Below are 21,778 nucleotides of genomic sequence, written 5' to 3' on the forward strand. Positions count from 1 at the left end.
GTTGGTGCCTGGAAGCGGCCACTCCCCTGCCGTCACCCCAGCGAAGGCTGGGGTCTCAGGCGGTCAGAGGATAACGCCTGACATATCGCGCCTATCTGGATTGTTTTCTTCGACCAGCCGGATTTTCCATTCCCGCTTCCAGGCTTTGAGCGCCTTTTCGCGGGCGATGGCGAGCGTGATGTCATCATGTGGCTCAACGAGAACCAAGCGGGTCAGCCCGTACGTTTGCAAAAAGCCGAACCCGTGCCGTTGCGATGTTGTTGGGCGCGTGCTGCGATGTCGGCTGTGACGCCGATGTACAGGACGCCCCTCGGCTTGTTGGTCATGATGTAAGTGTAGCCGCCTCGCGCCATGCCCCACCGTAGCGCGTCAACGCCTGAGACCCCAGCCTTCGCTGGGGTGACGGTGGATTTCATGTCCGCTCTCTGACGTTCTGGTCCCCAAGGCGACAGTCCGCACCACCCCACTTATCCCTCATAGAAACGGCCGGATCGCCGCCAGGAAGGCGTCGCCCCAGGCGTCGAGCTTTTTCTGGCCGACGCCGCTAATGTGGCTCATCTCGCGGATGGAGGACGGGCGCTGCTCGGCCATTTCGCGCAGGGTCGAATCGTGGAAGATCACATAGGGCGGCACGCCCGCTTCCTGCGCCAGTTCGCGGCGGCAGGCGCGCAGCGCGTCGAACAGGGGATCGCCGACCGGGTTGGCGTCCGCGCCGTTGCGGGCATTGCGACTGCGCTTTTCGCGTTTCGGGGGCAGGAGGATGCGCACCTCCTCCTCCCCGCGCAGGATCGGGCGGGCGTTGGGGCCGAGCATCAGGCCGCCATGCTCGGTCGTTTCCAGCGCGTCGCGGACCAGCAGCGCGCGCGACACCGGGCGGAGCAGCGCGGCTTCCTCGCCATCGACGATGCCGTGGACCGAGATGCGGTCGTGCCCGCGCTCACGCACCTTGTCGTTGGGCGCGCCGGTCAGCACCGCCTCGATATGGCCTGCGCCGAAACTCTGCCCGGTGCGATAGACGGCGGAGAGATATTTGCGCGCCGTCTGGGTCGCGTCGATGCTGGCCGGGGGCGAAAGGCAATTGTCGCAATTGCCGCAGGTGGGCGGCGGGCTTTCGCCGAAGTGGCGCAGCAATATGGCGCGGCGGCAGGTCGCGGTCTCGACCAGCGCGCCCAATGCCGCGATGCGGGTGCGCTCCCCCTGCTGGCGCGCGGGTTCGAGTTCGGCGATGCGCATCCGGGCACGGGAGAAATCCTCCGCCCCCCAGAAGAGATGCGCGACCGCCGGTTCGCCGTCGCGGCCCGCGCGGCCCGATTCCTGGTAATAGCCCTCGATCGACTTGGGCAGGCCCGCATGGGCCACGAAGCGCACGTCGGGCTTGTCGATGCCCATGCCGAAGGCGACGGTGGCGACCATCACCATATCCTCGCTGGCGATGAAGGCGGCCTGGTTGGCGGCGCGGGTCGCGGGGTCCATGCCGGCATGATAGGCGCGCACCGCCCGCCCGCCGCGCCCCAGCGTTTCGGCCAGCTTCTCGGTCGCGGCGCGGGTCTGGGCATAGACGATTCCTGGGCCGGAATGCCGGGCGAGCAGATCGGCAAGCTGGCGCGTAAGCCCTTCGCGGGGGTGGACGGCGTAGCGGATATTGGGCCGGTCGAAGCCCGAGATGATGAGGCCGTCCTCGGGAATGCCGAGCTGGACGAGGATGTCGGCGCGGGTATGCGCGTCGGCGGTCGCGGTGAGGGCAAGGCGCGGGACGTCGGGAAATTCGTCGAGCAGCGGGCGCAGCAAGCGATAGTCGGGGCGGAAATCATGCCCCCATTCGGACACGCAATGCGCTTCGTCGATGGCGAGGAGCGCGACCTTCGCGGTGCGCAGCAGGTTGCGGAAATTTTCCTGACTGGCCCGTTCGGGCGCGACATAGAGCAGGTCGAGGTCACCGCCGCGCAGCCGGTCCTGCGTTTCGCGCCAGTCGGCATCGACACTGGTGAGGCTCGCGGCGCGCAGGCCCACGGCATTGGCGGCCCGCAACTGGTCGTGCATCAGCGCGATCAGCGGCGATACGACGACGCAGCAGCCGTCGAGCGCGGCGGCGGGCAACTGGTAGCATAGCGACTTGCCCGCGCCCGTGGGCATGATGGCAAGTGTCGGCCGACCTGCCATGACGCGGCCGACCACCTGTTCCTGCACACCGCGAAAGGTGGTGAAACCGAAAATATCATGGAGAAGCGTGGAAATGTCGCGCGTCATGCGAGCGGCCTTAGCGGCTGGAACGCGTCCCGACCAGACGCAAGCCCGCGTGCGTCAGCGCGGATCGAGCAGGCAGCCCCAGCCCGGGCGGAACCGCGCGGTGCGGGTGGCGAGCAGCGGGACGGTGGCTTCGACCGCGCGGCTGTCGGGCCGGTCGGTCAGGCGCACGAGCGCCATGCCCGGTTCCTTGTCGTCCCCGCAACTGCCCATTTCGCGTCCCTCGACATAGCGGCAGGAACAGGTGATGCGCGCGCCATAGGCGGCGCCGAGCCGCGCGCGGGCGACAAGGCCGGGGGCCTGCCAGGCGAACAGGCCGAGCAGGACCAGCGCGATCACCGCCGCCATCGTCCACCATTTCCGCGCGAGCACCATGGCCCTTTTTCCCGTCGCTGTGTAAGGGCGCCCGCCTATGCAGATCAAAAGCCGAATCGTAAAGCGTCTTGGGCTGGCCGGTGGCATCGCCGTCCTGCTGGCACTGGGCGGGACGCTCGCGGGACGCGGGGCGCAGGCGCCCGACCCGCTGTATCGTGTCGCGCGCGATGCGCCGGTCAGCGAGGATGCGCTGCGCGCCGCCATCGACCCGTTGTTCGACGACGACGCCATGGGCCAGACCCGCGCGCTGCTGGTGCTGCGCGACGGCAAGCCGGTGGCCGAACGCTACGCCCCCGGTTTCGGGCCGGACACGAAATTGCTGTCCTGGTCGATTGCCAAGAGCGTGACGGCGGTGCTGGTCGGACTGATGGTGTCCGACGGGCGGCTGGCGCTCGACACGCCGGTGCCGGTCGATGCGTGGAGCCAGCCGGGCGATCCGCGCGGGCGCATCACCCTGCGTCAATTGTTGCAGATGACGAGCGGCCTGGACCATGTCGAGGATGGCGAGCCGATCGAACGCGGCGACACGGTGCGGATGCTGTTCACCGACGGTGCGCGCGACGTGGCCGCCTATGCCGAGGCGAAGCCGCTCGCGCGGGCGCCGGGCAGCGCCTTTTCCTATTCGACCGGCAACACGATGATCCTGTCCGACCTGATGACCCGGATGCTGACCGGCAGCGAGGACCCCGCCGCGCGCCAGCGGGCGATGGCGACATTCATCGAGGGGCGGCTGAAGGCGCCGGCCGGCCTTGCCAGCCTGACGCCCGAATATGATGCCCGCGGCACGATGATCGGCGGCAGCATGATGCACATGACCGCGCGCGATTACGGCCGTTTCGGCGAATTGCTGCGACGGCGGGGCCGGTCGCCCGCCGGGCACCAGATATTGCCGGAAAAATGGATCGACCTGATGACGACGCCATCGCCGCGCAACGCGGCCTACGGCCTGCACATCTGGCTGAACAGGGACAGCGCGCAAAGCGCGCTGATACCAGGCCGGGCGCCGCAGAGCCTGTTCGGATGCGTGGGGCATGGCGGGCAATATATACTGGTGTCGCCGTCGCAGCGGCTGACCGTCGTGCGCATCGGCATGTCGCCCGGCAAGGACCAGCGCCGGGCCGTCCGCGCCGCGCTGGCGAAGCTGGTCGGGCTGTTCCCGAGCTGAACGCCGTCCCCTTCGCGCCTCAGGGCGCGGCGGCGCATCGGCTTATATCCAAGAACGGCGTCATGCCCCGATCGTGGACGGCGCGCACTGCCGGTCTTCGCCGATTCGCCCCGTCAGAGCAGGAAGCGGCCCTCTATCACCGTGCGGCACGCGCCCGTCAGGACGACGCGGTCGCCTTCCAGCCGGCAGCCCAGCCGCCCGCCGCGCGCCGAAGCCTGCACCGCGCTCAATTCCGTGCGGCCCAGCCGTTCCGCCCAGAAAGGCGTCAGCAGTCCGTGGGCCGACCCCGTCACCGGGTCCTCGTCCACGCCGCCGCCCGGCACGAACACGCGGCTGACGATGTCGCTGTCCTCGCCCGGTCCGGACGCCGGGGCGGTGGCGATCAGCATGACGTCGCCCAGCGCCCGCAAGGCGCCGAAATCGGGCGCCAGCGCGCGCACGGCGGCGGCGTCGGGGAAGAGGAAAAGGCTGTAGCCGCCGTCCCGCCAGTGGCTTTCCAAGGGCGCCCCGCCAAGGCCCGCCGCCAGATCGGGCAGCGCGCGCGGCGTCATGGTCCAGGCCGGAAGCGACAAGGCATAGCCGGCATCCACGCGCCTGACCGTCAATATGCCGGCATGCCGCGTGCGGAACCGCACCGCGCCGGCATCGCCCATCAGCACATGGCCGCTCGCCAGCGTGGCATGGCCGCACAGCTTCACTTCCACCGTCGGCGTGAACCAGCGCAGGTCATGGTCTGCGTCCGGATCGTCCGGGCAGGCCACGGTGAAGGCGGTTTCGGACAGGTTGTTTTCCGCCGCGATCGCCTGAAGCGTCGCGTCGTCCAGCCATGCGTCGAGCGGCATCACGGCGGCCGGATTGCCGGTGAAGGGTGCATCGGCGAAGGCGTCGACCTGGGTGAAGGGGAGAGCGGGCATGGCGGGAAATCCTTTCGCGCCCCTCCTGCCCGCGACCCCGCGGCGCGGAAAGGGCCGGCCGCGCCCTATTGGCCGTTCATCCCAGCAGCACCAGCGCTCCGCAGACGGTCAAGCCGACGATCAGGTTCAGCGGCACGCCGATGCGCACGAAATCGGCGAAGCGATAGTCGCCGGCGGCATAGACCAGCGCATTGGTCTGGTAGCCGATCGGCGTCGCGAAACAGGCCGACGCGCCGATCATCAGCGCGATCACCAGCGGGCGGGCCTCGGTGCCGAGCTGATGCGCCAGGGCGATGACGATCGGCGTCATCAGCGCCGCGACCGCATTGTTGCTGAGCAGTTCCGACAGAATCAGCGCGGCGAAATAGACGATGAAGATCAGCGCCCAGGGCGGCGCCACCTTCATGAGCGGGGTGATCCACCCCACCATCATCGCGACGCTGCCCGCCTGTTCCAGCGCGACGCCGACCGCCAGCATGGCGAAGATCAGCACCAGCACGTCGCCGTCTATCGCGCCCCACGCTTCCTCCGCGTCGATGCAGCGGGCGGCCAGGATGACGCCCACGGCGATGAAGGCGGCCAGGCCGATGCTGAGGATGTTGAGCGCCGACAGGACGATCACGGCCGCCATGGCGACGATGGCAATCCCTGCCTTGTTGCGGCGGAAGGCGCGGGTCCGGCTGATGTCGACACCCATCAGGTTGTGATTGTCGCGCAGCGATCGCATGGCATCGTCGCTGCCCGCGATCAGCAACCGGTCCGCGCCCCGGATGCGGGCATCCGCCAGGTCCGGGCCGGGCAGATGCCGCGACCGGTTGATGCCGATGATGCGCACGCGCAGGGCGTGCAGGAAGGGTATGTCCATCAGCCGGTCGCCGATCGACGGATGGCTGGGTGCGATCATCGCCTCTATCACCGTGCCCTCGCGGGCGGAGGTGGCGGAATCGGCGGCGATGCCCAGTTCGAACTGCCCCTGTTCGCGCAGGGTCATGAGCGCGGTGCCGTCGACGCGCACGATCAGCCGGTCGCCCGCCTTCAATTCCTCTTCGTCCAGGTCGCCGCGCCGTATCGCGCCGCTGCGTTTCAGGCCGATCAGGACGACCGAGCGGCCGAAGATATGCAGCGAACCGATCGCATCGCCGATCAGCTCGCTGTCCTGCGGCACGACCAGTTCGGTCAGATAATCCTGGGCATTGCCCCCTTCCGCGCCGGAAATGGCGGGCGGGTCGCTGGGCAGCAGGAAGGCGAGACCGACCAGTGCGCCGAGCCCCGCGAGCGTCCCCGCTATGCCGAACGGCGCGATGTCGAAGATACCGAACGGACGCATGCCCTGGTCGGCGGCGATACCCGCGACGATCAGGTTGGTGGACGTACCGATCAGCGTGATGCACCCGCCAAGGACGGCGACGATGCTGAGCGGCATCATCAGTTTCTTGACCGGGACGCCCGTGACCTGCGCCAGTTTGAAGATGATGGGGATCAGTACCACCACGACCGGGGTGTTGTTGAGGAAGGCCGACGCCACGGTCGCGCCCAGCATCACTTCCACGATGGCGAGGCGCGGATGCTTTTCCGCGCGGGCCATGACGAAATCGGCCGCGCGATTGATCGTGCCGGTGCGGATCAGCGCGCCCGCCAGCACGAACATGGCCCCGATGGTGAGCGGGGCGCTGTTGGAAAAGACCGAAAACAGGCCCTTTTCATCGATCAGGCCCAGTGCCGCATAGGCGCACGCGCCCAGCACCGACACCACCGTGGGCGAATAGCGTTCGCGCACAAATTCCACGAACATCACCGCAAGGATGACAAGGCCTATTTCCGCGCGATAGACGCCCAGCAGCGCGGACAGGAAATGCATCTGGCGGTGACCCCCGAAAATCCGCGTGAACCCGCATTGTAACGGGCGACAACGAAATGGGCCAGCCATGGTTGCATGGCTGGCCCGTGTCGCGGCGTTGAGGGGACGCTTTGACCGTCAATCCGCGCGATGCGTGGTGACGCTCCCCTGGCTTACGCGCTGCCGCTCACCCTCCCGCGGGTGCAACGCCATCCTAGCGCAACATGGGCGAGTCGTCTTGCTGTTTCAGCGCATGCGCGGAGCGGTTCGGCGCGTCAGTCGCCGCCGCACTGGGCGCGATGGAGAAGTTTCTGGTCGGCGAGCACCAGCGCCATCATCGCTTCCACCACCGGCACACCGCGAATGCCGACGCACGGGTCGTGCCGACCCTTGGTGACGATCTGCGACGCGTCGCCTTCGCGCGTGACCGTATCGACCGGGACCAGGATGGAACTGGTCGGCTTGAACGCGACGCGCAGCCGGATCGGCTGGCCGGTGGCGATGCCACCCGCGATGCCGCCGGCATGATTGGCCAGGAAATGCGGCAGGCCGTCCGCGCCCGGCCGCATCGGGTCGGCATTGTCCTCGCCCCGCAACCGCGCGGCGGCGAACCCGTCGCCGATTTCGACGCCCTTGACCGCGTTGATGCTCATCATCGCGGCGGCCAATTCGCTGTCGAGCTTGGCATAGAGGGGGGCGCCCCAGCCGGCCGGTACGCCCGACGCGACGCATTCCACCACCGCACCCAGCGACGATCCGTCCTTGCGCGCGCCGTCGACCAGCGCTTCCCAGCGCGCGGCGGCCCGTGCATCGGGGCAGAAAAAGGGATTGCGGCCGATCTGTTCGGCGTCGAAATTGCGCGGATCGATGGCGTCACCGCCGATTTCGCTGACCCAGGCGAAAATGTCGACATCGGGCACCACCAGCCGCGCCACCGCGCCGGCCGCGACGCGGCTGGCGGTTTCCCGCGCCGAGGAACGCCCGCCGCCGCGATAGTCGCGAAAGCCATATTTGGCGTCATAGGCATAGTCGGCATGGCCCGGGCGATAGGCATTGGCGACGTCGGAATAATCCTTCGACCGCTGGTCGGTATTCTCGATCATCAGGCTGATCGGGGTGCCGGTCGTGCGCCCTTGGAATACGCCCGACAGGATGCGCACTTCGTCCGCCTCGCGCCGCTGGGTCGTGAATTTGGACGTTCCGGGCTTGCGCAGGTCGAGCCAGGGCTGGATGTCCGCCTCGCTGAGCGCCAGTCCCGGCGGGCAGCCGTCGACCACGGCCCCGATCGCGGGACCGTGGCTTTCGCCCCAGGTGCTGAAGCGAAAGACCCGCCCGAAGATATTGAAGCTCATGCTGATTCCGATCCGGCCGCGCGGCGCTTATTTGTCGAGCGCGATGTCGGGCGCGTCTTCGGCTTTCATGCCGATGACATTGTAGCCCGCGTCGACATGGTGGACCTCGCCCGTGACGCCAGATGCCAGGTCGGACAGCAGGTAGAGGCCCGCCCCGCCCACATCCTCGATCGTTACGTTGCGGCGCAGCGGGCTGTTCAGCTCGTTCCATTTCATGATGTAGCGGAAATCGCCGATGCCGCTGGCGGCCAGCGTCTTGATCGGACCGGCGGAGATGGCGTTCACGCGGATATTTTCCGGGCCGAGGTCCATCGCCAGATATTTGACGCTGGTTTCCAGCGCCGCCTTGGCGACGCCCATGACGTTGTAATGGGGAATGACCTTTTCCGCGCCATAATAGCTGAGCGTCAGCAGGCTGCCGCCGTTGGGCATCATGTCCCGCGCGCGCCGGGCCACCGCCACGAAGCTGTAGGCGGAAATGTTCATCGTCATCAGGAAATTGTCGAGGCTGGTGTCGACATATTTGCCGCGCAGTTCATTCTTGTCGGAAAAGCCGATTGCATGGACCACGAAGTCCAGCGTGCCCCAGCGGGTGCGCATCTCGTCGAACGCCTCGTCCAGCCGCGCCATGTCGGACACGTCGCAATCGATCAGAAAATCAGATCCCAGCTGCTCGGCAAGCGGCCGCACGCGCTTCGCCAGCGCTTCGCCCTGATAGGAAAAGGCCAGTTCCGCACCCTGCGCGTGCAGCGCCTTGGAAATGCCCCAGGCCAGCGACTTGTCGTTGGCCAGCCCCATGATCAGGCCGCGCTTCCCTGTCATCAAGCCATTCATTCTTTTGTCCCGTTGTCTTGCGTTTCAGCTACCGCGCCCCGTTCCTCGTCCGGAAATTCCGCCAGCGCCGCGTTCAGTTCCGCGCCAATTACCACGCCAAGCCCGACGAGAAAGAAAAAAATCAGGGTGATCATCACGCCCGCCAGGCTGCCATAGGTGCGGCCATATCCGCCCAGCAGGGACAGGGTGGGCGGCAACAGGAGGGTGGTGCCGTACCACCAGAGCGCGGTCGCGACCGCACCGGGCCATTTGGGAAAACGCCGGTCCTTGTAGGCGCCCGGCGTCAACGCGACGAACAGTGACCACAGGGCGATGCCGGTGATGGCCATCGGCACCAGCTTCGCCGAGGCGACCAGCCCGATCGCTTGGTCCGCCCAGGGCAGGATGCGGTGCAGGAATTCGTCCACGCCGGTAATCGCCACCTGGAGCGAGAAGGCGAACATGACGGCGAACACGCTGACGAGCGTGATGCCGATCGCCGCCAGCCGGTAGCGCCAGAACGGCTTGGTGCTTTTCGTGCCATAGGCCCGGCGCAATATGTCGCGGATGGTTTCGATCAGGCTGCCCACCGTCCACAGCCCGACCAGCCCGCCCAGCCAGAGCAGCGGCCCGCTCCGTGCCGTCAGCACGTCCGCGATCGGTTGCCGCACCACGTCGGCGACGCCGCGCGGCACGGTGTAGAGAAAGGCGTTCACCGCCTGGATGCCGTCGTCGGTCCGGCCGAAGATGCTCGCCACCGCCGCAGCGACGATGAAGAAGGGAAACAGCGTCATCAGCGACAGATAGGCAAGGTTCCCCGCATGGATGAAGCCGTCGCTGTATGTGCCTACGATCACCCTCTTGGCGACTTCGAACAGGTGCGACCCGGGCCGGACGCTGTCGATGTGGCGGTGGAAGCGCGCCCGCGCCTGCTCCGCCATCCTGCGGCGCGCCTCGGGCGTGTAGGGCGAGGGGATCGGCATCGCCCGTCAACGCCTCACACGCCCAGATGGGCGCGCACGCTCCTGCTGTCCCGCCAATTTTCCACCAGCGCCTGGATGGCGGGATCGTCGGCCGGCACGTCGAGTTGCAGCGTCACCAGCTGGTCCCCGCGCGCGCCGTCCTTGCCGGTGAACCCCTTGCCCCGCAGCCGCAGCGTCTTGCCCGATGTCGCGCCGGCGGGCACGCCCAACATCACCGGCCCGTCGACGGTCGGCACCTTGACCTTGGCGCCCCTTACCGCCTCGTCCAGCGTGATCGGCAGGTCGAGCAGCACATTGTCGCCGTCCCGCGTGAAGAAGCCGTGGGAATTAATCTCTATCGTGATGATCGCGTCGCCCGCGCCGCCCGGCCCCGGCTGCCCCTTGCCCGACACGCGCATCTGCGTGCCCGTTTCGACCCCGGCGGGCAGTTTCAGGTCGATGGTCTTGCCGTCCTGAAGCGTGATGCGCTGGGGCGCGAGCGTGGCGGCATCGGTGAATTGCACCGTGAGACGATAGGCGACATTCGCGCCCTTGGGCGGCGGCGCCTGCCGCCCGAAACCGCCGAAACCGCCGCCGGCCCCGCCCCCGCCTGCGCGCCGGCCCGCGCCGCCGAACAGCCCTTCGAAGATATCGCCGAAATCCGCACCGCCTTCGTTGAAGTCGAACTGGCCCGACTGACCGCCGCCCGGCCGCCCGCGAAAGCCGCCGCCGCCGCCAAAGCCGAATGGCGCGGTGGGATTGCCGTCCGCGTCGATTTCACCCCGGTCGAATTTCGCCCGCTTGTCCTTGTCCGACAGCAGGTCATAGGCGTTGGTCACGGCGGAAAACCTGTCCGCCGCGTTGGGATTGTCCTTGTTCCGGTCGGGATGCAGTTCCTTGGCCAGCGTGCGATAGGCGGACTTGATCTCCGCCTCGCTAGCGCCGCGCGCCACGCCCAGAGTGGAATAGGGATCGGCCATTCATTCTACCTGTTGCAAAAAAGCATCACTTGCGCCCTATGTGGCGGAAGCGGCGCCGACATTCAAGACGGGGATGTCGTTCCTGTCCATCGCGGCTTGTCCGTATCGACAGGCGCCGGGCCGAACCCTAAGAACAGGCGGATGACCGACCCGTTCCCCCTGTTCGACATCTGGTATGCCGAAGCCCGCCAGACCGAAATCAACGACAGCAACGCGATGGCCCTGGCGACCGCCGACGCGCGCGGGCGCCCGTCGGTCCGCATGGTGCTGCTGAAGGGCCATGGTCCCGACGGGTTCGTCTTCTACACCAATTTCGAAGGGCGCAAGGCGGGCGACCTGCTGGCCAATCCCCATGCCGCCCTGCTGTTCCACTGGAAATCGCTGCGGCGCCAGATCCGTATCGAAGGGCCGGTCGGCCCCGTGGACGACGCGACCGCCGACGCCTATTTCGCGTCCCGCAGCCGCGACAGCCAGCTCGGGGCGTGGGCTTCCGACCAGTCGCGCACGCTGCCGTCACGGGACGTGTTCATGGATCGCTTCGAACAGGTGCGCGCCCGTTTCGAAGGGGGGCCAGTGCCCCGCCCGCCCCACTGGTCGGGATTTCGGCTGACGCCCGAACGCATCGAATTCTGGCAGGATCGCGAGCACCGGCTGCACGAACGCCGGCTGTTCGAACTTGCGGGACAAGGCTGGCGCGAAGGCCTGCTCTACCCCTGAATGCGGCAGACGGGGCGTGGATACCGCCGGCTGCTTCGTCTTCTCCCTTGAGCGTGACCGTGCGCATTGCGGGGTGGTCATGCGCCTGTTAGGTATTCGCCTGACAAATGTACAATATCGGTGGGGGGTGCGCTGGCGCGCCCTTAGAGGGATTTGATGCGAAACAGACTGACGGCCTTCATCCTCATCGGCATGGTCCTGGGGGTGATCGTGGGCTTTGCCGCCAACCTGTGGGTGGGGGGTGACGAGGCGCTGGCCAAGGATGTCGCCGGCTATTTCCATCTGCTCGCCGACATCTTCCTGCATCTGATCAAGATGATCATCGCGCCGCTGGTCTTTTCCACGCTGGTGGCGGGCATCGCCCATATGGGCGACAGCGCGGCGCTGGGGCGGATCGGCGGCCGCGCGCTGGCCTGGTTCATCATCGCCAGCCTGATCTCGCTGACGCTGGGCGTCATTTTCGTCAATTTCTTCGCGCCGGGCGAGGGCCTGAACCTCGTGCGGTCGGGTGCGGATTCGGGCGTCAGCACCGAAGCCCTGAATTTCCGCGATTTCGTGCTGCACGTCTTCCCGACGTCGATGGTCGGCGCGATGGCGGAAAATTCCATCCTCCAGATCGTCGTATTCTCGCTGTTCGTGGGCGTCGCGCTGACCGCGATCGGCGAAAAGGGCAAGCCCATCGTCACCGTCATCGAGGCGATGGTGGAACTGATGCTGCAAGTGACGGGCTATGTGATGCGCGTCGCCCCGCTCGCGGTGTTCGGCGCGCTGGCGTCGTCGGTGACGGTGCAGGGGCTGGGCGTGCTCCAGACCTATGGCGAACTGGTCGGCGAATTCTACATCGCCCTGCTGTGCCTGTGGGCGCTGCTGGTCCTGGCGGGGTCGATCTTCCTGGGCAAGCGGATGGTCAAGCTGATCCGTTATGTGCGCGAACCGATCCTGATCGCCTTTTCCACCGCATCGTCGGAAGCGGCCTACCCCAAGATGCTGGAGCAACTGGACCGTTTCGGCGTGCCCCGCCGGATCTACAGCTTCGTGCTGCCGCTGGGCTACAGCTTCAACCTCGACGGGTCGATGATGTATGCGACCTTCGCCACGCTGTTCATTGCGCAAGCCTATAATATCGACCTGACGATCGCACAGCAGATCACCATATTGCTGGTGCTGATGGTGACCAGCAAGGGGATCGCCGCCGTGCCGCGCGCGTCGCTGGTGGTGGTCGCCGCGACGCTGGCGCAGTTCGACCTGCCGGTCGAGGGCATCGCCTTCATCCTGGCGGTCGATCATTTCATGGACATGGGCCGCACCGCCACCAACGTGCTGGGCAACGCCATCGCCACGTCCGTCATCACCAAGTGGGAAGGAATGCTGGAGGTGGAGGAGCCGATCGACGTGCCGCATCCCAAGGCGCCCGCCCATGGTGCCGCGCATGGCCGCGCGGGGCTGGAACTGGCGTCGGACATGGTGGACGACGACCGCAAGGGGTAATCGCCCCGACGCCTCAGCGCCGCGCCTTCGCCGCCTCCGCCCAGAAGGTCAGGCTTTCGGCAAAAGCCTTGAACCCGCGCTCCAGCGCCGCGCCGGCCGGACCCTGCGGCGTCGCGGCTTCGTCCAGCGTGTCGCCGATCTGGCCGACCGACAGCCGTTCGGGGATCACCACCATCCCCATGGCGTTCAGCGTCACCGTCCAGGCGGCATGGCTGTTCACCCCGGCGAAGCGGCCGGCGGAATAGCTGGCGATGCCGGCGGGCCGCCTGTCGAACTCGGTCAGATAATGATCGACCAGATTCTTGAGGCCGGGCTGGAGGCCGCGATTATATTCCCCGGCGACGAAGACGAAGGCGTCGGCGGCGGACAGCCGCTGCGCCAGTTTCGCCATCGCCCCGGGCGCCTGTCCGGGCGGATAGTCGCTGTGGCGCAGGTCGAGCATCGGCAGATCGACCGCCTTCGCGTCGACCAGCTCGGCCCGATGACCAAGCGCTTCGAAGCCCCCGATCAGATAGTCGGCCAGGCGGATGCCCATGCGGTGGCTGCGATAGGAGCCGTAAAGGACGAGGATGTCGAGTGCCATGGGAGGGCTTGTCGCAGGTCGGCACGGTGACGTCCAGCGCGCGCCGGAAGCACATGAAAGATGTCCGCGAAAAGGCGCTCAAGGCCTGGAAGCGGGAATGGAAAATCCGGCTGGCCGAAGAAAATAATCCAGATTGGCGCGATATGTCAGGCGTTATCCTCTGACCGCCTGAGACCCCAGCGTTCGCTGGGGTGACGGCAGGGGAGTGGCCGCTTCCAGATACCAACTGTGCGACTTCCAATGGCAATCTTTGGTCGTTCCCTGCCATCCCCTCGACAATATCCGCGCCCCGTTCCATCCGAACCCAGCCCGACCGCGGCGCGACTGCATCCTTGCACGAAGCCCGGACCGATGCCCGCGGCATCCCCATCCGGACTTCCGGCGATGTGCGAAAACCTAGCCCGTCCGGTCATCTGTAGGACAGGAAAATCTCGCTTGCCGTCCATCGGGAACGACACGTCTATGAAATGGGAGGAAAACAGGAAAATCCGCTAACCAAAATAGCAGAAATCCCCGAACCATATCCTCACCTTATCGCAGCTTCGCGATGTTCAGCCCATCCTGTTTCGCCCGCGCCTTGGTCGATTCCTCGCTGCGGGTCAGCGCCTTGGCGATGGCTTTGAGCGCCATGCCCTTCTTCGCCAGCGTGTGCAGCTTCTGAATCTCGTCCTGGGTCCAGGGCTGCTTGTGGCGCTCGAAGCGATCTCCGGCCATGGCGATCAGTCCGCGAAGGGATCGCGCACGAGGATCGTGTCCTCGCGCTCGGGGCTGGTGGAGACGAGCGTGACCGGGCAGCCGATCAGCTCCTCGATCCGGCGGATATATTTGATCGCCTGCGCCGGCAGGTCCGCCCAGCTGCGCGCGCCCGCCGTGGTGTCGCTCCAGCCGCCGATCGTTTCGTAGATCGGCTCCGCGCGCGCCTGGTCCTGCGCATGGGCGGGGAGATAGTCGAATGTCCTCTCGCCGATCTTGTAGCCGACACAGATTTGCAGTTCCTCAAACCCGTCGAGCACGTCGAGCTTGGTGAGCGCGATGCCGGTGACGCCCGACACGGCGACCGACTGGCGCACCAGCACGGCGTCGAACCAGCCGCAGCGGCGCTTGCGGCCCGTGACGGTGCCGAATTCATGGCCCCGCTCGCCCAGGCGCTGGCCAATGTCATTATCCTGTTCGCTGGGGAAAGGGCCGGAGCCGACGCGGGTGGTGTAGGCCTTTGTAATGCCGAGCACGAAGCCCGCGCCGCTGGGGCCAAGGCCGGTGCCGCTCGCCGCCGTGCCCGCCACCGTGTTGGACGAGGTGACGAAGGGATAGGTGCCATGATCGATGTCGAGCAAGGTGCCCTGCGCCCCTTCGAACAGGATGCGCTTGCCCTCGCTCTTGGCCTTGTTGAGCGTCAGCCAGACTGGCTTGACGAAGGGCAGGATGAAGGATGCGATTTCCGTGAGCTCGGCGATCAGCGCGGCGCGGTCGATCGGCGCTTCATTGAAGCCCGCCCGCAGCGCGTCATGATGCGCGGTCAGCCGGTCGATCTGCGGGCCGAGGTCATCGAGATGGGCGAGATCGCACACGCGGATGGCGCGGCGACCGACCTTGTCCTCATAGGCGGGGCCAATGCCGCGCCGGGTGGTGCCGATCTTGCCCGCGCCGCTTGCATCCTCACGCAGACCATCAAGGTCGCGGTGGAAGGGCAGGATCAGCGGGCAGGTTTCAGCGATCTGGAGATTGTCGGGCGTGATCTCCACCCCCTGCCCCTTCAATTTGGCGACCTCGTCCCGGAAATGCCAGGGGTCGAGCACCACGCCATTGCCGATGACCGACAGCGTGCCGCGCACGATGCCCGAAGGGAGCAGCGAAAGCTTGTAGACCTTGTCCCCCACGACCAGAGTGTGGCCGGCATTATGACCGCCCTGGAAGCGGGCGACGACATCGGCGCGTTCGGACAGCCAGTCGACGATCTTGCCCTTGCCCTCGTCACCCCATTGGGCGCCGATCACGGTCACATTTGCCATGGATACAATCCTTCCGCCCGCCGCGGTGACCGGCCATGCCCTTCGACGGGACTCGACATGCCGGTGGGATGAGGGACGCGGGGGCGTCCGAATGCGGGGCGCGGGTTAGCCGCGTGGGGCCGCCGCGTCAAGGCTGGCCGCGCCGGAGCGTCGGGATAGTGGGGCGCAAGAACGTGTCGCCTTCGGCCGAAGTTCACAGTGTGGCAGGGCCTATGCGCCCATGAAGCGACCGCGACGCGACCATAAGGCGACCACGAAGCGACACCTGGCAAAGACAGCGTCGACGGCCCGACGATGGGCGCGCGGCGCGGGGAAGCGGCGCGTTGCGGGCAGGGGGTGGCGGCGGGGCCGCAGGGGAAGGACGCGGGCGTCATCCCCTTCGGTAGATCAGAGAAAATCCTACATTGGAAGGGGGATGGAGGGATTTAGCGGTCGCCCGGCGGCCCGGCCACGGGTCGGAGAAGCTGGGCGGCCCTTCGACGGGCTCAGGGCGAACGGGATTTATGTGGGAAGGGCCGGGAGCGGCTTATCGAGAGGGGGACACCCCTCCGTCTGGCCTACGGCCAGCCACCTCCCCTTGCAGAGGAGGATGGTCTGGGAGCGACCAGCTTTTGCCGTTAGCGGCAGCAAATGAGTTTCCCCATTGCAGACATAGCTGTGAGACGGCTAAATCGCGCGGATGAAGAGGAAAGGCTCCTTTGCGATCTGGTGGAAGCCGCTGCCGCTGTGGCTAAAACTCGCAACGGTTTTGATCGCTTATCCGGCTTGGGCTTTAACCTTGTATTGCATAGTATCGGGCAGAGCCAAGGATACTTTGGCGCTTTGGGCCGTCGGCGCTTTCGCACTATGCGTTCTCCTCCACATCATTTTTGACAGCCGCAACCGCCAAAAAGGCCTAGATCATCACGGCGTATTAGAACCGGACGGTGGACACGAATAATCCAGTCGAAGCTGCCTATCGGCAATCGACCAGTTTCTGCCGCTCAAGCGCCTTGTCAGATTGCCCATTTACAGACGTTGCTTGGATCGCTCACAGTCACCTGATGAAACAGGTGATACGTCATTCATGGGTATTTCTTGGGCTGGCATCGGCATGCCACGCGCCAACCGACTCAGATCGTTTTACCGAAATGTTCGATCTTCCAGTTTGCCCTACTGCTAAGATAGGAGGCAATCCTAGCATCACGACAGAAACAGGGATGCTGGGCGGTTTCAGCTATGGTGCCGAAGCCTTCGGAGACCGACAATGCCTAAACCAACTTCGAGTGGAATTTGAGCGAAGAGCGCATGTCAAATGCAGCAAGGAAAGCCTTTGCCAAGGAAAGATCGGCAACAAATGGATGAGCATCCGCGATCAGGGCGACAGGATGATAGTCCGTATCATCATCAATAGCGCAAGTGGCAACTAACCCTCACAAATCAACCCAAAACTGCCGGTCCGCTATCCACCCATTTCCGTCATTCCCACGACCCGAAGGCGGCCGCAGGCCAACGCGGGAACCCATTTCCTGACGGCAATGCCCGACGCTACGCTGGCGAAATGGGTCCCCGCTTGCGCGGGGCTGACGATGGAGCGTGCTCTTGAGCGCAAGCGTCATGATGGAGGGGTCGCCGCGGCGCACCATGCCCTCTTGCTCTGCGCCTCCGCCTGAGATGCCAGCCTTCGCTGGCATGACGGGATGGGGTAGGCAATCTTCATGGCGGCCCGTGGCCGGTCAGGCGGCGGTTTGGCCTGAGCCTTCGTGCCGCCCATCCTTGCGATCAATAGGCGCGCGGTTCGCTGCCATCGAGCCAGTGGGAACAGCGGTGGGCGGCGCCGTCTTCGCCTTCGCTGAGCGCGGCGATGGTGTGCCAGCCTTCGCCGCGTAGTTCCGCCGCGCGGGCGGGGTCGTGGCCCAAGGGCAGGAACAGGCGTTTCGGGCTGTCGCCGCCGAAACCCGCGTCGATCAGCGGGTCGGGATAGAGGGAAAAGCCCATCGCCGGTTCATCCGCGCCGTCGGCGCTGGCAATGGCGTAGCTGCCGCCGCGGCCGATTTCGCCGATGAAGCCTTCGGCGAAGATCGAGAAGCCGAACCAGTTCTGGAATTCGAAGCCGTGCCGTTCGGTGGGGTCGAGCGTCAGGGTGATGTCCCAGCCGATCGGTTTCGCGATGGCGCGCAGGCCCGCGATGCGGCTGTCGATCGCGCCGCCGACGCTGGCACTGAACGCCTCCAGCCGGGTCATGGCGGCGTGGAACGGGCCGGTCGCTTCGATCAGCGGCAGGTAGGCGGCCGCTTCCGGGCCGATCGCCACCAGCGCGCCGGCGTCCTTGGCGTCCAGTTCGGCGCGCACCGCCTCGATCTGGCTCGGATCGAGCGGCAATGGCCCCGCCGCGAGCATGTCGACCAGATCGGGCAGGGTGAAATCGATGGTGATGCCGGTGACGCCCGCCGCCTGCAACGCCTCGATCGCGACATTGACGATCTCGACCGCGGCGGCCGCGCTGTCGCTGCCGATCAGTTCGGCGCCCAGTTGCAGTTTCTCGCGCTCGGGGCGGAGCTGGCTCGCCTTCAGGCGGATGACCGGCCCGGCATAGGAGAGGCGCAGCGGGCGCGGCGCGGCGGACAGGCGGGTGGCGGCGATGCGGCCGACCTGTGCGGTCATGTCCGGGCGGAAGGCCAGGTTGCGCTGCGACACCGGATCGACCGCCCGCACCAGATCCTGCGGGCGCATGGATTTCAATCGCCGGGTCAGCGTATCCTCGAACTCCGCGAGCGGCGGCATGACCCGTTCATAGCCATGGGTCGCGACCGTATCGAGCACGCGGCGAACCAGCCGCGCTGACGATTCGGCCTGCGGCGGCAGGCGGTCGGATAGGCCTTCCGGCAGGAGGCTTGGCGGGATCATGGCAGGCACCTTATGACTCCCTCCCCCCATGGGGGGAGGGTTGGGGAGAAGGGGTTTCATGCAACGCCTGCGCAATCATGCCCAGCACCCCTTCGATATTTCCCATCACATCGGGATTGCCGAAACGGATCACATGATAGCCCAGCGATTCCAGAAACCCTGTTCGCCGCGCGTCATAGCGATCCTGGGCGGAATGTGTATCCCCATCTGTTTCTATGATGAGGCGCGCGGCCTTTGACGCGAAATCGACGATATGGGGCGCGATGATCGTCTGGCGCGTGAATTGCTGATTTTCGAAGCGATTGGCGCGCAGGGCGAACCAGAGCTTCTGTTCGGCGGGCGTGGGGTTGGCGCGCATCTGTCCGGCGCGCTGTTTCAACGTCGGATCGATCCGCATCGCTGCCCCCCTCTCCCAACCCTCTCCCCGGCGGGGAGAGGGCTTTCAAGACATCAGGCGAAGCGCAGCAGTTTCACCTGCTTGACGCCGGCAAGGTTGCAGATTTCCCAGCGCAGCGGCTCCGTCACCGTGCCGTCGACCGACAGCAGCAGCACGGCCTCGCCGCCCTGGTTGCGGCGGCCCAGGTGGAAGGTGCCGATATTGACCTCCGCCTGCCCCAGCGTCGAGCCCAGGCGACCGATGAAACCGGGCGCATCCTGATTGACGATGTAGAGCATGGTGCCGCCGATGTCGGCTTCCACCTTGATGCCGAACAGTTCGACAAGGCGCGGCTGGGCGTGGCCGAACAGCGTGCCCGCCACCGACTTGTCGCCATTTTCGGTGGAAACGGTGACGCGCACCAGCGTCTGGTAGTCGCCTTCGCGGTCATGGCGCACTTCGCGCACGTCGAGGCCGCGTTCCTTCGCCAGGAAGGGCGCGTTGACCATGTTCACCGTGTCGGAATAGACGCGCATCAGGCCGGCGAGGACGGCGGCGGTGATCGGCTTCTGGTTCAGTTCGGCGGCATGGCCCTCCACCTCGACCGCGACGCCGGTGATGGCGTCGCCTTCAAGCTGGCCGACCAGCGAGCCCAGCTTTTCGGCCAGCGCCATATAGGGCTTGAGCTTGGGCGCTTCCTCGGCGCTGAGCGAAGGCACGTTCAGCGCGTTGGTGATGCCGCCGTCCAGCAGATAGTCGCTGAGCTGTTCGGCCACCTGAAGCGCCACATTCACCTGCGCCTCGTCGGTCGACGCGCCCAGATGCGGCGTGCAGATGAAGCCCGGCGTGCCGAACAGCGGCGATTCCTTGGCCGGCTCGGCCTGGAACACATCGAGCGCCGCGCCCGCGACATGACCCGAATCCAGGGCTTCCTTCAGCGCCGCCTCATCGATCAGGCCGCCGCGCGCGCAGTTGATGATGCGCACCCCCTTCTTGGTCTTGGCGAGGTTTTCCTTGCTGAGGATATTGCGCGTCTGGTCGGTCAGCGGCGTGTGCAGCGTGATGAAATCCGCCCGCGCGAGCAAGGTATCGAGATCGGCCTTTTCCACGCCCATCTCGACCGCGCGTTCAGGCGTCAGGAACGGATCGAAGGCGACGACCTTCATCTTCAGGCCCAGCGCGCGGCTGGCGACGATGGAACCGATATTGCCCGCGCCGATGAGGCCCAGCGTCTTGCCGGTGACTTCCACGCCCATGAAGCCGTTTTTCGGCCACAGGCCCTGCTGCGTCTGGGCGTTCGCTTCCGGCAACTGGCGCGCGAGCGCGAACATCAGGGCGATGGCATGTTCGGCGGTGGTGATGCTGTTGCCGAACGGGGTGTTCATGACGATCACGCCCTTGGCGGAGGCATAGGGGATGTCGACATTGTCGACGCCGATGCCGGCACGACCGATGACCTTCAAATTGGTCGCGGCGTCGAGAATGTCCTTCGTCACCTTGGTCGAGGAGCGGATGGCGAGGCCGTCATAGTCGCCGATGATCGCCTTCAGCTCATCGGGGGTCTTGCCGGTGATGACGTCGACATCGACGCCCCGGTCCTTGAAGATCGCGGCGGCGCGGGGGTCCATCTTGTCGGAAATAAGGACTTTGGGCATGACGAATTGCCTTTCTTTGCAATGCGTCATCCTGACGAAGGTCAGGATCTCAGGCGGCCAGGTCGGACCTGGAGGCCCGAGATCCCAGCCTTCGCCGGGATGACGGGTATATCGGGGAAAAGAAGTTTAAGCGGCCTTGGTCTGGGCATAGGCCCAGTCGAGCCATGGACCCAGCGCCTCGATATCCGCGGTGTCGACGGTCGCGCCGCACCAGATGCGCAGGCCCGCCGGGGCATCGCGATAGCCCGCAATGTCATAGGCCGCGCCTTCCTTTTCGAGGAGAGCGGCGAACGCCTTGATGAAGGCTTCGTCAGCACCCGCGACGGTCAGGCAGACGCTGGTGTTCGAGCGCGAGGCGGGATCGACGGCGAGATGACCGAGCCAGTCCCGTTCCGAAACGATCTTGTCCAACGCTTCAGCATTCGCTGCGCAGCGGGCAATCATGCCCCAACCGCCGCCGATCGACTTGCCCCATTCCAGCGCGAAGATCGCGTCTTCGACCGCGAGCATGGACGGGGTGTTGATCGTCTCGCCCTTGAAAATACCTTCGGCCAGCTTGCCCTTGGCCATCAGGCGGAACACCTTGGGCAGCGGCCAGGACGGCGTGTGGGTTTCCAGACGCTCGACGGCGCGCGGACCGAGGATCAGCACGCCATGGCCGCCCTCCCCGCCCAGCACCTTCTGCCAGGAGAAGGTGGCGACGTCGATCTTCGCCCAGTCGATGTCATAGGCGAACACGGCGCTGGTCGCGTCGGCGAAGGTCAGCCCTTCGCGGTCGGCCGGGATCCAGTCGGCGTTCGGCACGCGCACGCCCGACGTGGTGCCGTTCCAGGTGAACAGCACGTCGGTGCTGAAATCGACGGCATCCAGGTCGGGCAGTTGGCCATAGTCGGCGCGGATCACGGTGGGATCGAGCTTGAGCTGCTTGGCGGCGTCCGTCACCCAGCCTTCGCCGAAGCTTTCCCAGGCAAGCGTGGTGACCGGGCGCGCGCCCAGCATCGTCCACATCGCCATTTCGAAAGCGCCGGTGTCGGAGCCGGGCACGATGCCGATGCGATGCGTATCAGGCAGGCCGAGCAGTTCGCGCATCAGGTCGATGCAATAGGCCAAGCGGGTCTTGCCGATCTTGGCGCGGTGCGAGCGGCCGAGCGAGTCGGTGGCCAGCTTGTCGGCGCTCCAGCCCGGAGGCTTGGCACAGGGACCCGAAGAGAAAAAGGGGCGGGCCGGACGGCTTGCCGGCTTTTCAGCGGGCGCAATGGTGGCGTCAACGGCAGTCAGATCAGTCATGTAATGCGTCTCCTTGCAGAGAGCACGCGCGGCGTTGGGACCGCGTGGCCCGTCGGCCGCCCTAGAGATTTTGCCGTGCCTGTCAAGGCGAAAGGCGAAACGCGACGAACCGAGCGGGCCGTTAACCATCAGGCT

At 66.1% G+C, this 21,778-nt stretch carries 19 protein-coding genes and 2 pseudogenes; 5 read left to right on the forward strand and 16 right to left on the reverse strand.

The annotated features are described in order from the left end of the window. Positions 1-63: 63 nt before the first annotated feature. From J3E64_RS03665 to J3E64_RS03675, 3 genes and pseudogenes are all read right to left on the reverse strand, one after another. A pseudogene (locus tag J3E64_RS03665) lies at positions 64-353 on the reverse strand (GIY-YIG nuclease family protein). A 121-nt stretch (positions 354-474) separates the two neighbouring features. Continuing rightward, positions 475-2,247 (reverse strand): DNA helicase RecQ, encoded by a 1,773-nt coding sequence (recQ, locus tag J3E64_RS03670; protein WP_253339862.1) that lies wholly within the window; start codon positions 2,245-2,247, stop codon positions 475-477. Between the two features lie 54 nt (positions 2,248-2,301). Further along, positions 2,302-2,619 carry a hypothetical protein gene (locus J3E64_RS03675; RefSeq protein ID WP_253339864.1) on the reverse strand — a complete coding sequence of 106 codons (318 nt, stop codon included), beginning with the start codon at positions 2,617-2,619 and terminating at the stop codon, positions 2,302-2,304. A 37-nt stretch (positions 2,620-2,656) separates the two neighbouring features. On the opposite strand from J3E64_RS03675, the gene J3E64_RS03680 reads away from it, so the two are divergent. Further along, complete coding sequence (locus J3E64_RS03680; protein ID WP_253339866.1) at positions 2,657-3,784, forward strand: serine hydrolase; 1,128 nt, start codon at positions 2,657-2,659, stop codon at positions 3,782-3,784. Positions 3,785-3,897: 113 nt separating this feature from the next. On the opposite strand, the gene J3E64_RS03685 is transcribed toward J3E64_RS03680, so the two are convergent. From J3E64_RS03685 to J3E64_RS03710, 6 genes are all read right to left on the reverse strand, one after another. After that, entirely contained in the window at positions 3,898-4,698 is an 801-nt protein-coding gene (locus J3E64_RS03685) for a PhzF family phenazine biosynthesis protein (RefSeq protein WP_253339868.1), read from the reverse strand. Between the two features lie 76 nt (positions 4,699-4,774). Then, complete coding sequence (locus J3E64_RS03690; protein WP_253339870.1) at positions 4,775-6,556, reverse strand: SLC13 family permease; 1,782 nt, start codon at positions 6,554-6,556, stop codon at positions 4,775-4,777. A gap of 254 nt (positions 6,557-6,810) precedes the next feature. Continuing rightward, positions 6,811-7,887 (reverse strand): chorismate synthase, encoded by a 1,077-nt coding sequence (gene aroC / locus J3E64_RS03695; RefSeq protein WP_253339872.1) that lies wholly within the window; start codon positions 7,885-7,887, stop codon positions 6,811-6,813. Positions 7,888-7,914: 27 nt separating this feature from the next. Continuing rightward, complete coding sequence (fabI, locus tag J3E64_RS03700) at positions 7,915-8,721, reverse strand: enoyl-ACP reductase FabI (protein WP_253339874.1); 807 nt, start codon at positions 8,719-8,721, stop codon at positions 7,915-7,917. Beyond that, positions 8,718-9,683: a YihY/virulence factor BrkB family protein gene (locus J3E64_RS03705; RefSeq protein WP_253339876.1), complete on the reverse strand. Its 966-nt coding sequence runs from the start codon at positions 9,681-9,683 to the stop codon at positions 8,718-8,720. The genes fabI and J3E64_RS03705 overlap by 4 nt, the downstream gene beginning before the upstream one ends. A gap of 14 nt (positions 9,684-9,697) precedes the next feature. Beyond that, positions 9,698-10,642 carry a DnaJ C-terminal domain-containing protein gene (locus J3E64_RS03710; RefSeq protein ID WP_253339878.1) on the reverse strand — a complete coding sequence of 315 codons (945 nt, stop codon included), beginning with the start codon at positions 10,640-10,642 and terminating at the stop codon, positions 9,698-9,700. Between the two features lie 141 nt (positions 10,643-10,783). Between J3E64_RS03710 and pdxH the strand changes: the two genes are divergently transcribed. Both pdxH and J3E64_RS03720 read left to right on the forward strand, forming a co-directional pair. After that, a complete protein-coding gene (pdxH, locus tag J3E64_RS03715) occupies positions 10,784-11,359 on the forward strand; it encodes a pyridoxamine 5'-phosphate oxidase (RefSeq protein ID WP_253339880.1) in 576 nt (191 codons plus the stop codon). Between the two features lie 156 nt (positions 11,360-11,515). Next, positions 11,516-12,847: a dicarboxylate/amino acid:cation symporter gene (locus tag J3E64_RS03720; protein WP_253339882.1), complete on the forward strand. Its 1,332-nt coding sequence runs from the start codon at positions 11,516-11,518 to the stop codon at positions 12,845-12,847. 13 nt (positions 12,848-12,860) lie between these two features. Here the strand turns inward: J3E64_RS03720 and J3E64_RS03725 are convergent, their stop codons facing one another. Next, positions 12,861-13,430 carry an NADPH-dependent FMN reductase gene (locus tag J3E64_RS03725; protein WP_253339885.1) on the reverse strand — a complete coding sequence of 190 codons (570 nt, stop codon included), beginning with the start codon at positions 13,428-13,430 and terminating at the stop codon, positions 12,861-12,863. A gap of 65 nt (positions 13,431-13,495) precedes the next feature. Between J3E64_RS03725 and J3E64_RS03730 the strand changes: the two are divergent. Further along, positions 13,496-13,594 (forward strand): annotated as a pseudogene (locus tag J3E64_RS03730) (GIY-YIG nuclease family protein); the annotation flags it as partial. A 367-nt stretch (positions 13,595-13,961) separates the two neighbouring features. On the opposite strand, the gene J3E64_RS03735 reads toward J3E64_RS03730, so the two are convergent. Both J3E64_RS03735 and J3E64_RS03740 read right to left on the reverse strand, forming a co-directional pair. Continuing rightward, positions 13,962-14,144: a hypothetical protein gene (locus J3E64_RS03735; RefSeq protein WP_179044793.1), complete on the reverse strand. Its 183-nt coding sequence runs from the start codon at positions 14,142-14,144 to the stop codon at positions 13,962-13,964. Positions 14,145-14,149: 5 nt separating this feature from the next. Then, entirely contained in the window at positions 14,150-15,439 is a 1,290-nt protein-coding gene (locus J3E64_RS03740) for an adenylosuccinate synthase (RefSeq protein ID WP_253339887.1), read from the reverse strand. A gap of 926 nt (positions 15,440-16,365) precedes the next feature. Between J3E64_RS03740 and J3E64_RS03745 the strand changes: the two genes are divergently transcribed. After that, a complete protein-coding gene (locus tag J3E64_RS03745; protein WP_253339889.1) occupies positions 16,366-16,848 on the forward strand; it encodes a hypothetical protein in 483 nt (160 codons plus the stop codon). A 352-nt stretch (positions 16,849-17,200) separates the two neighbouring features. Here J3E64_RS03745 and J3E64_RS03750 read toward each other — a convergent pair whose 3' ends face one another. The 4 genes from J3E64_RS03750 to J3E64_RS03765 all read right to left on the reverse strand — a co-directional run bounded on the left by J3E64_RS03750 (position 17,201) and on the right by J3E64_RS03765 (position 21,643). Then, complete coding sequence (locus J3E64_RS03750; protein WP_253339891.1) at positions 17,201-18,325, reverse strand: ATP phosphoribosyltransferase regulatory subunit; 1,125 nt, start codon at positions 18,323-18,325, stop codon at positions 17,201-17,203. A 10-nt stretch (positions 18,326-18,335) separates the two neighbouring features. Then, positions 18,336-18,722, reverse strand: a complete 387-nt coding sequence (locus J3E64_RS03755) for an endonuclease domain-containing protein (RefSeq protein ID WP_253339892.1) — start codon at positions 18,720-18,722, stop codon at positions 18,336-18,338. A gap of 53 nt (positions 18,723-18,775) precedes the next feature. Further along, positions 18,776-20,356 (reverse strand): phosphoglycerate dehydrogenase, encoded by a 1,581-nt coding sequence (gene serA / locus J3E64_RS03760; protein WP_253339894.1) that lies wholly within the window; start codon positions 20,354-20,356, stop codon positions 18,776-18,778. Between the two features lie 126 nt (positions 20,357-20,482). Beyond that, positions 20,483-21,643 (reverse strand): phosphoserine transaminase, encoded by a 1,161-nt coding sequence (locus J3E64_RS03765; RefSeq protein WP_253339896.1) that lies wholly within the window; start codon positions 21,641-21,643, stop codon positions 20,483-20,485. Between the last annotated feature and the right edge of the window lie 135 nt (positions 21,644-21,778).

It is taken from the genome of Sphingobium sp. OAS761 (assembly GCF_024168485.1).
In the GTDB taxonomy this organism is placed as follows: domain Bacteria; phylum Pseudomonadota; class Alphaproteobacteria; order Sphingomonadales; family Sphingomonadaceae; genus Sphingobium.

Coding starts and splice junctions, on each gene's coding strand:
- recQ (WP_253339862.1), bottom strand. CDS start 2,247: ATGACGCGCGACATTTCCACGCTTCTCCATGATATTTTCGGTTTCACC.
- J3E64_RS03675 (WP_253339864.1), bottom strand. CDS start 2,619: ATGGTGCTCGCGCGGAAATGGTGGACGATGGCGGCGGTGATCGCGCTG.
- J3E64_RS03680 (WP_253339866.1), top strand. CDS start 2,657: ATGCAGATCAAAAGCCGAATCGTAAAGCGTCTTGGGCTGGCCGGTGGC.
- J3E64_RS03685 (WP_253339868.1), bottom strand. CDS start 4,698: ATGCCCGCTCTCCCCTTCACCCAGGTCGACGCCTTCGCCGATGCACCC.
- J3E64_RS03690 (WP_253339870.1), bottom strand. CDS start 6,556: ATGCATTTCCTGTCCGCGCTGCTGGGCGTCTATCGCGCGGAAATAGGC.
- aroC (WP_253339872.1), bottom strand. CDS start 7,887: ATGAGCTTCAATATCTTCGGGCGGGTCTTTCGCTTCAGCACCTGGGGC.
- fabI (WP_253339874.1), bottom strand. CDS start 8,721: ATGAATGGCTTGATGACAGGGAAGCGCGGCCTGATCATGGGGCTGGCC.
- J3E64_RS03705 (WP_253339876.1), bottom strand. CDS start 9,683: ATGCCGATCCCCTCGCCCTACACGCCCGAGGCGCGCCGCAGGATGGCG.
- J3E64_RS03710 (WP_253339878.1), bottom strand. CDS start 10,642: ATGGCCGATCCCTATTCCACTCTGGGCGTGGCGCGCGGCGCTAGCGAG.
- pdxH (WP_253339880.1), top strand. CDS start 10,784: ATGACCGACCCGTTCCCCCTGTTCGACATCTGGTATGCCGAAGCCCGC.
- J3E64_RS03720 (WP_253339882.1), top strand. CDS start 11,516: ATGCGAAACAGACTGACGGCCTTCATCCTCATCGGCATGGTCCTGGGG.
- J3E64_RS03725 (WP_253339885.1), bottom strand. CDS start 13,430: ATGGCACTCGACATCCTCGTCCTTTACGGCTCCTATCGCAGCCACCGC.
- J3E64_RS03735 (WP_179044793.1), bottom strand. CDS start 14,144: ATGGCCGGAGATCGCTTCGAGCGCCACAAGCAGCCCTGGACCCAGGAC.
- J3E64_RS03740 (WP_253339887.1), bottom strand. CDS start 15,439: ATGGCAAATGTGACCGTGATCGGCGCCCAATGGGGTGACGAGGGCAAG.
- J3E64_RS03750 (WP_253339891.1), bottom strand. CDS start 18,325: ATGATCCCGCCAAGCCTCCTGCCGGAAGGCCTATCCGACCGCCTGCCG.
- J3E64_RS03755 (WP_253339892.1), bottom strand. CDS start 18,722: ATGCGGATCGATCCGACGTTGAAACAGCGCGCCGGACAGATGCGCGCC.
- serA (WP_253339894.1), bottom strand. CDS start 20,356: ATGCCCAAAGTCCTTATTTCCGACAAGATGGACCCCCGCGCCGCCGCG.
- J3E64_RS03765 (WP_253339896.1), bottom strand. CDS start 21,643: ATGACTGATCTGACTGCCGTTGACGCCACCATTGCGCCCGCTGAAAAG.